Origin of the sequence: Sphingopyxis sp., from assembly GCF_034380315.1 — a bacterium.
Lineage (GTDB): Bacteria > Pseudomonadota > Alphaproteobacteria > Sphingomonadales > Sphingomonadaceae > Sphingopyxis.
The window spans coordinates 23791-29824 of sequence record NZ_JAXMPB010000017.1; the positions used below are offsets into that span (position 1 = coordinate 23791).

Consider the following 6034-nt stretch of genomic DNA (forward strand, 5'->3'; position numbering starts at 1 on the left):
GGTGGCGCTGGATGGAGAGGGTATTACGATGGCACTCAAGAGCCGCATATGCGAAATTCTCGGGATCGAATACCCGATCCTTCTGGCCGGAATGGGCGGGGCGAGTGTCCCCGCGCTCGCGGCCGCAGTATCGAATGCCGGGGGACTTGGCGTTCTTGGCGCTGCGGCCTGCTCGCCAGACCAGTTGCGCAGCTGGATCCGCCAGACCCGCGAACTGACCGATAAGCCATTTGGGGTCGACACCCTTCTGCCTGCCTCCGTCAGGCGCGGTTCGGCACCGCAGAGCGGCGCCTCGCTCGAAAACCCGATGGCACTGCTTGGCGAATATCAGCAGTTCACCCGCGATTTCATGGAACGCGAGGATCTGCCCGAAGTGGATGCCGCAATGGCCATGCGCGCGGCTGGCGCGCCGGAAATGGGCAAGGGCGGTCCGCAGCTGTTCACGCGGGAGTTTTTCGAGGCGCAGATGGAAGTGGTAATCGAGGAAAAGGTGCCAGTCTATGCCGCCGGCCTCGGCAATCCCGGACCGTGGATGGACCGCCTTCATTCCAATGGCACCAGGGTCATGGCGGTGATCGGCAAGGTCAAGCACGCCCAGCAGGTGGTCGATTCCGGCATCGACATGATTGTGGCGCAGGGCCACGATGGCGGCGGGCACAACTCCCCGATCGGAACCTTCTCGCTGATTCCGCAGGTAGTCGACGCGGTGGGCGATCGGGTTCCCGTGATCGGAGCAGGTGGAATCTCCGATGGCCGCGGAGTCGCCGCAGCGATGATGCTGGGCGCTCTGGGCGCGTGGGTCGGAACGGCGTTCCTGGCAACCGAAGAGGCAGGGATTGAACGGTTCCAAAAGGAAGCAATAACCGACGGCGGCGATGCAGATACCGTCGTTAGCCGTTCGTTGACCGGCAAGCCTGCGCGCATGATCCGCAACAAATGGGCCGATGCTTGGGTTGCGGCGGGCAAGGAGCCGCTTCCGATGCCTTACCAGTCGATGATTTCAGGGCCGGTCATGGCTTCGGGCATAAAGGCTCAGCGCAAGGATATCATGCCCGGCTTCGCGGGGCAGGGAATTGGATTGATCCATTCGATCCGTCCAGCGGCAGAGGTCATGCGCGATCTTGTCGAAGGGGCCGAAAGGGCGCTGGCCGATGCCAGATTCTATTCCTGAATTGCGGCAAGACGGGTACGCTGTATGAACGCTTCGCAGACCTTATCCTTTGCCGACAAGGCCGCCATAACCGGTGTGGGCGAAACCGCATTCGTCAAGGGCACCGAACGGACCGCGGTGGACATGATGCTGGAAGCCTCGCGCCGCGCAATCTCAGATGCCGGGCTGAAACCTTGCGACATCGACGGCATGGTGCCGCCGCCGATCTATACGACCTCGGAGGAAATGGCCGCCAATCTCGGCATTGATGTGCTGCGCTATGCGGCCACCGTTCACATGGGCGGCGCCAGCCCGACGACGGCGCTGCAGAACGCGGCAATGGCGATCGCCAGCGGGCTTTGCGATCACGTGCTGGTGACGCTCGGTTGGAACGGCTATTCCGCCCTCAGGCCCAAGCCGGGTGCCCCGCCCACTCGGGCGATGAACATGAACACGCTGACCAATACCATCCAGGGCTATTACATCCCCTATGGTGTGTTCCTGCCGGTGCAGATGTATGCTTGGCTGGCGACCCGTCACTCGAAGCTTTACGGCGTGGGCGCGGATGCGATGGCAGCGGTAGCGCTAGCCTGCCGGCGTCACGCGCAGTTGAATCCGCGCGCCTTTACCTATGGGCGCGAACTCGACGCGGAAACCTATCATTCGGCGCGCTGGATATCCGAGCCCTTCCGCCTTTACGATTGCTGCCTTGAAACCGATGGCGCCTGCGCGGTAGTCATATCGCGAATGGATCGGGCCAGGGATATGCCGCATGTGCCCGTCAGCATCGCCGGTGCCGCGGAAGGCCACCCCTATCCCGCCGACGACATCCCCTCGCGGCCCGATCCCTTCAAGATTGGCCTCAGCTATGCTGCCCCGCGCGCTTTCGACATGGCGGGCGTCAAGCGCGAGGACATGGATTTCCTGCAGATTTACGACTGCTTTACCTATGTCGTTCTGCTGCAACTGGAAGCGATGGGCTATTGCGAACCGGGTGCACAGTTCGAATTCGTCGCCAATGGCCAGATTGAGCTGGGTGGCCGCTATCCGATCAACACCCATGGCGGCTTGCTCAGTGAGGCGCATGTCTGGGGACTCAACCACGTGGTCGAGGCAGTGCGCCAGCTTCGTCACGACTGCGGCGAGCGCCAGGTGCTGGGAGCCCAAACTGGTCTTGTGACCGGCTGGGGTGACCTTGGCGATGGAAGCATTGCCATTCTCAGGAGGTTTGCATGAGCAGCGAGAGCGATCTGCCTCCCAAAATGCGGCCCTCCGCGCAGGTTGCGCCGCCCAAACCGCGACCTCGCCCGCAAGACCCGGTTGAGCAGGAATTCTGGAAGCGGTGCCAAGACGGCAATCTCTATTTCCAGCGCTGCGGCGGCTGCGGCTGCTTCCGCCACCTACCGCGCTATATGTGCGCAAAGTGCGGCTCGCCGGAATTCTCCTGGGAACGCAGCAGTGGCAAGGGCACGCTGTTTTCCTGGACCGTTACCCACCAGGCCCTCCACCCGGCTTTTGCCGACGAAATTCCCTTCGTGGCGGCGGTGGTGGAATTGGAAGAGGGCGTACGCATGGCCACGCGCCTGATTGGTTGCGATCACGAGCGCCTAGCGCTCGACCTTCCGGTGGAAGTGGAATTCGAATTGATCGGTGAGGACTTCCGCCTTCCTGTTTTCCGCCTGCGTGAAAGTTAGAAGCGTCATGGATCTTGATTACGGGCCCGAATACGATGTCTTCCGCAAGCAAGTGCGGGCTTTCATCGAAGCGCACCGCCATCTCGCGCCGCCTTCTGCTGACCGGGCGGCCCGACCTTCGTCCAAGGCAGTCGAATGGCAGAAGCTGTTGATCGAGCATGGGTATACCGCGCGAACGATCCCGCAGGAGTATGGAGGCTATGGAGCGGAGCCGGACATTCTCCAATCGCGCATCATCGCAGAGGAATTTGCGCGGGCCAGGGTGCCGGGCGGGCTTTCTAATCAGGGAATCTCGATGTTCGTGCCGACCCTGCTTGAACTCGGCACCGAGGAACAGAAACGGCGCTGGATCGAACCCACGTTGAAAGGCGATATCGTATGGTGCCAGGGCTATTCCGAACCCGGTGCCGGGTCGGACCTAGCCAACCTCAAGACCAGCGCGCACATCGAAAACGGCGAATTTGTTATCAATGGCCAGAAGATCTGGACCAGCACCGCCAAGCAGGCCGACATGATCTTTTGCCTGGTCAGGACCGAACCTGACGCACCCAAACATGGCGGCATTTCCTACCTGATCTTTTCGATGGACACGCAGGGCATCGAGGTTCGCCCCTTGAAGACGATGACCGGTCACGCCGAGTTCAACGAGACGTTCTTCACCGATGTGCGCGTCCCCATGCACCAGATCGTCGGCCAGCGGGGCCAGGGCTGGTTCGTCGCGAACGCAACCCTAGGCCATGAGCGCGGAATGCTGGGCGATCCCGACGCGCTCGAAAACCGGCTGCAGGCGCTGATCGCACTGATGCAGGAAGAGCGTTTGGGCCAGGGTCGCGCGATCGACAATCCGGTACTGCGCGACCGGCTAGTGGCACTTCAGGCCGAAGTAGCGGCGATGAAATACAATGGGATGCGCATCCTTTCGAACAGCCTTAGGGGAGAGCCGGGCGGCATGGCGAAGCTGATCGTCAAGTTGCAAAGCTGTGAACTCGCTCACCAGATATCCGCGCTGGCAATCGACGCCATGGGCGAACTGGGCATACTCTATCACCACAGCCCGCGTGAGCGGGACGGCGGGGCGTGGCAATGGAACTATATGTTCCAACTCGGTCTCATCATCGGCGGCGGGACCGCTCAGATCCAGAAGAACATCATCGCCGAACGCGGCCTTGAAATGCCACGTGAGCCGAACCCCGCGGACATGGCGCGACAGAAGCAGGGAGCAGACTGATGGACTTTGGACTTTCGCAGGACCAGCAGATGTTGCGCGACGCCGTTTCGCGGTGCCTCGCCGATACCAGCCCGCTCAGTCACGTCCGCGAATGTGCGGAGCGGGACAATCCGTTGAGCGACCAGGTGTTGCGCGCCCTCCACGATCTGGGCGTTGCCGGAATGCTCGTCCCCGAAGAGCATGGCGGGCTCGGCATGACCTTGCTCGACGCGGCGGTGGTGGCGGAACAGCTTGGCTATGCGGTCGCACCGGTGCCGTTTCTCGCCAGTCAGGTTCTCGCACCGATCGCCTTGCGCGAAGCTGGCAACGAGGAGCAAAAGGCCCACTGGCTGCCAAAGATAGCGAGCGGCGAGGCGCGTGTCGGTGTCGCGATTTCCGAGACGATCGAGGTGCGCGACGGCGCGGGAGTTTCCTCTGCCGGCGGGAAGCTCAACGGCACCGCCCTGTTCGCGCTCGATTTCGAAGGAGCTGATGCCTACGTCGTCGCCGATTCCGGTGGCAGGCTGCACCTTGTCGGTGCCAAGGCGTCCGGGCTGGAAGCTATCGCGTTGACGACCATCGATCGCACCCGTAGCGTCGGGGAATTGCGGTTTGACGGGGACGAAGCGGAACCACTGGCTGACGATGGCGGAGCTACAGTGGCCCGGCTGCGCGATGCGGGCCGCGTGATCCTCGCCGCAGACAGCCTTGGCGCAGGTCAGGCCATGATCGAAAGGGCTGTCGATTATGCTGGTCAGCGCGAACAGTTCGGCCGCCTGATCGGTAGTTTCCAGGCCGTAAAGCATATGTGCGCCGAGATGGCCGCGCGGCATGAACCGTGCCGTTCGCTCGTCTGGTACGCCGCCCACGCCTTCGACGCGGTGCCGAATGAGGCATCACTGCTTGCCTGCCATGCCAAATCGCACACGGCCGAGGTCTATCGATTTGTCGCACGCACTTCCACCGAAGTGCACGGCGGAATGGGATTCACCGACCTGCTTGGCCTGCATTACTGGTTCAAACGGATCGGATTCGACCGGCAGGTTCTGGGTGGGCCAGAAGCGGTCCGGGCGGAGGCTGCGGCACTTCAGGGCTGGACCAAAGCTGCGTGATGTTTCTTCCAAGGGAAGTGCGCCAAAGCCGCCACCCCGTTCGGAGAGGGGAACTAATGTGATCGACTGGAATCTCGGCGACATTCTCGACGCTATCGAGCCCGTCATGCCAAAGGATGCGCCGGCCCTGATACACGGCGACCGGATCATCACCTGGCCCGAAATGTCGGGACGTTCGAACAATGTTGCCCGCGCGCTCCGGCAGCGCGGAGCCGGCAATGGGGCCAAGGTTGCCTTTTATATGCGCAACCGACCCGAATATGGCGAGTTGATGGCAGCCTGCTTCAAGGGGCGCCTGATCCATGTGAACATCAATTACCGCTATGTCGCCGAGGAGGTCTTCTATATCTTCGACGATTCCGATAGCGAAGTGATCGTCTACAGCTCGGAATTCCGCGACTGTATCGTCGAGCTCAAGGATCGGCTCGAGAAGGTTCACACCTTTGTGGAAATTGGCGAGGCTTCGCAAATCGCGCCTTTTGCGATCCCTTACGAAACACTCGCGCAAGAAGGCGACGGATCGGCGCTCGGCATAGTGCGCTCTCCCGAAGATCAGCTCTTCATCTATACCGGCGGCACGACGGGCATGCCCAAGGGCGTGATGTGGCATCACGACCAAATGCGCAAAGCACAGCTCGAGGCCCAGAAGCTGCTCGCCCCCGTTCCTCAGACACTCGAAGAACACGTCGCGTTGATCACAAGTCAAGGGCCCGGCAACCGCACCCTGCCATCCTGCCCGATGATGTGATCTGCCCCCTTCTGAGTGGTCCAAAATTGATGATATTTTGGACGACGAAGGAGATATAGAATGCCGAGCAAAAAGCATCGCCCGGAAGAGATTATCGGCAAGCTACGTGAGGCGGAGGTTGTG

General features: G+C 61.5%; 6 protein-coding genes. All 6 read left to right on the plus strand.

From position 1 onward, the window contains the following. The first annotated feature begins 28 nt into the window (after window positions 1-28). The 6 genes from U0S50_RS18215 (at window position 29) to U0S50_RS18240 (ending at window position 5911) form a co-directional block, all read left to right on the plus strand. Window positions 29-1171, plus strand: a complete 1143-nt coding sequence (locus tag U0S50_RS18215; RefSeq protein WP_054588690.1) for an NAD(P)H-dependent flavin oxidoreductase — start codon at window positions 29-31, stop codon at window positions 1169-1171. A 75-nt stretch (window positions 1172-1246) separates the two neighbouring features. Beyond that, window positions 1247-2386, plus strand: a complete 1140-nt coding sequence (locus U0S50_RS18220; RefSeq protein ID WP_322310041.1) for a thiolase C-terminal domain-containing protein — start codon at window positions 1247-1249, stop codon at window positions 2384-2386. Continuing rightward, window positions 2383-2844: a Zn-ribbon domain-containing OB-fold protein gene (locus U0S50_RS18225; RefSeq protein WP_054588688.1), complete on the plus strand. Its 462-nt coding sequence runs from the start codon at window positions 2383-2385 to the stop codon at window positions 2842-2844. The genes U0S50_RS18220 and U0S50_RS18225 overlap by 4 nt, the downstream gene beginning before the upstream one ends. A gap of 7 nt (window positions 2845-2851) precedes the next feature. Then, on the plus strand, window positions 2852-4072 hold the full coding sequence (locus U0S50_RS18230; RefSeq protein WP_054588687.1) for an acyl-CoA dehydrogenase family protein: 1221 nt from the start codon (window positions 2852-2854) through the stop codon (window positions 4070-4072). Then, complete coding sequence (locus U0S50_RS18235) at window positions 4072-5163, plus strand: acyl-CoA dehydrogenase family protein (protein WP_054588686.1); 1092 nt, start codon at window positions 4072-4074, stop codon at window positions 5161-5163. Before U0S50_RS18230 ends, U0S50_RS18235 begins: the two co-directional genes overlap by 1 nt. A 58-nt stretch (window positions 5164-5221) precedes the next feature. Further along, window positions 5222-5911: an AMP-binding protein gene (locus U0S50_RS18240; protein WP_322310042.1), complete on the plus strand. Its 690-nt coding sequence runs from the start codon at window positions 5222-5224 to the stop codon at window positions 5909-5911. The last annotated feature ends 123 nt before the right edge of the window (window positions 5912-6034 follow it).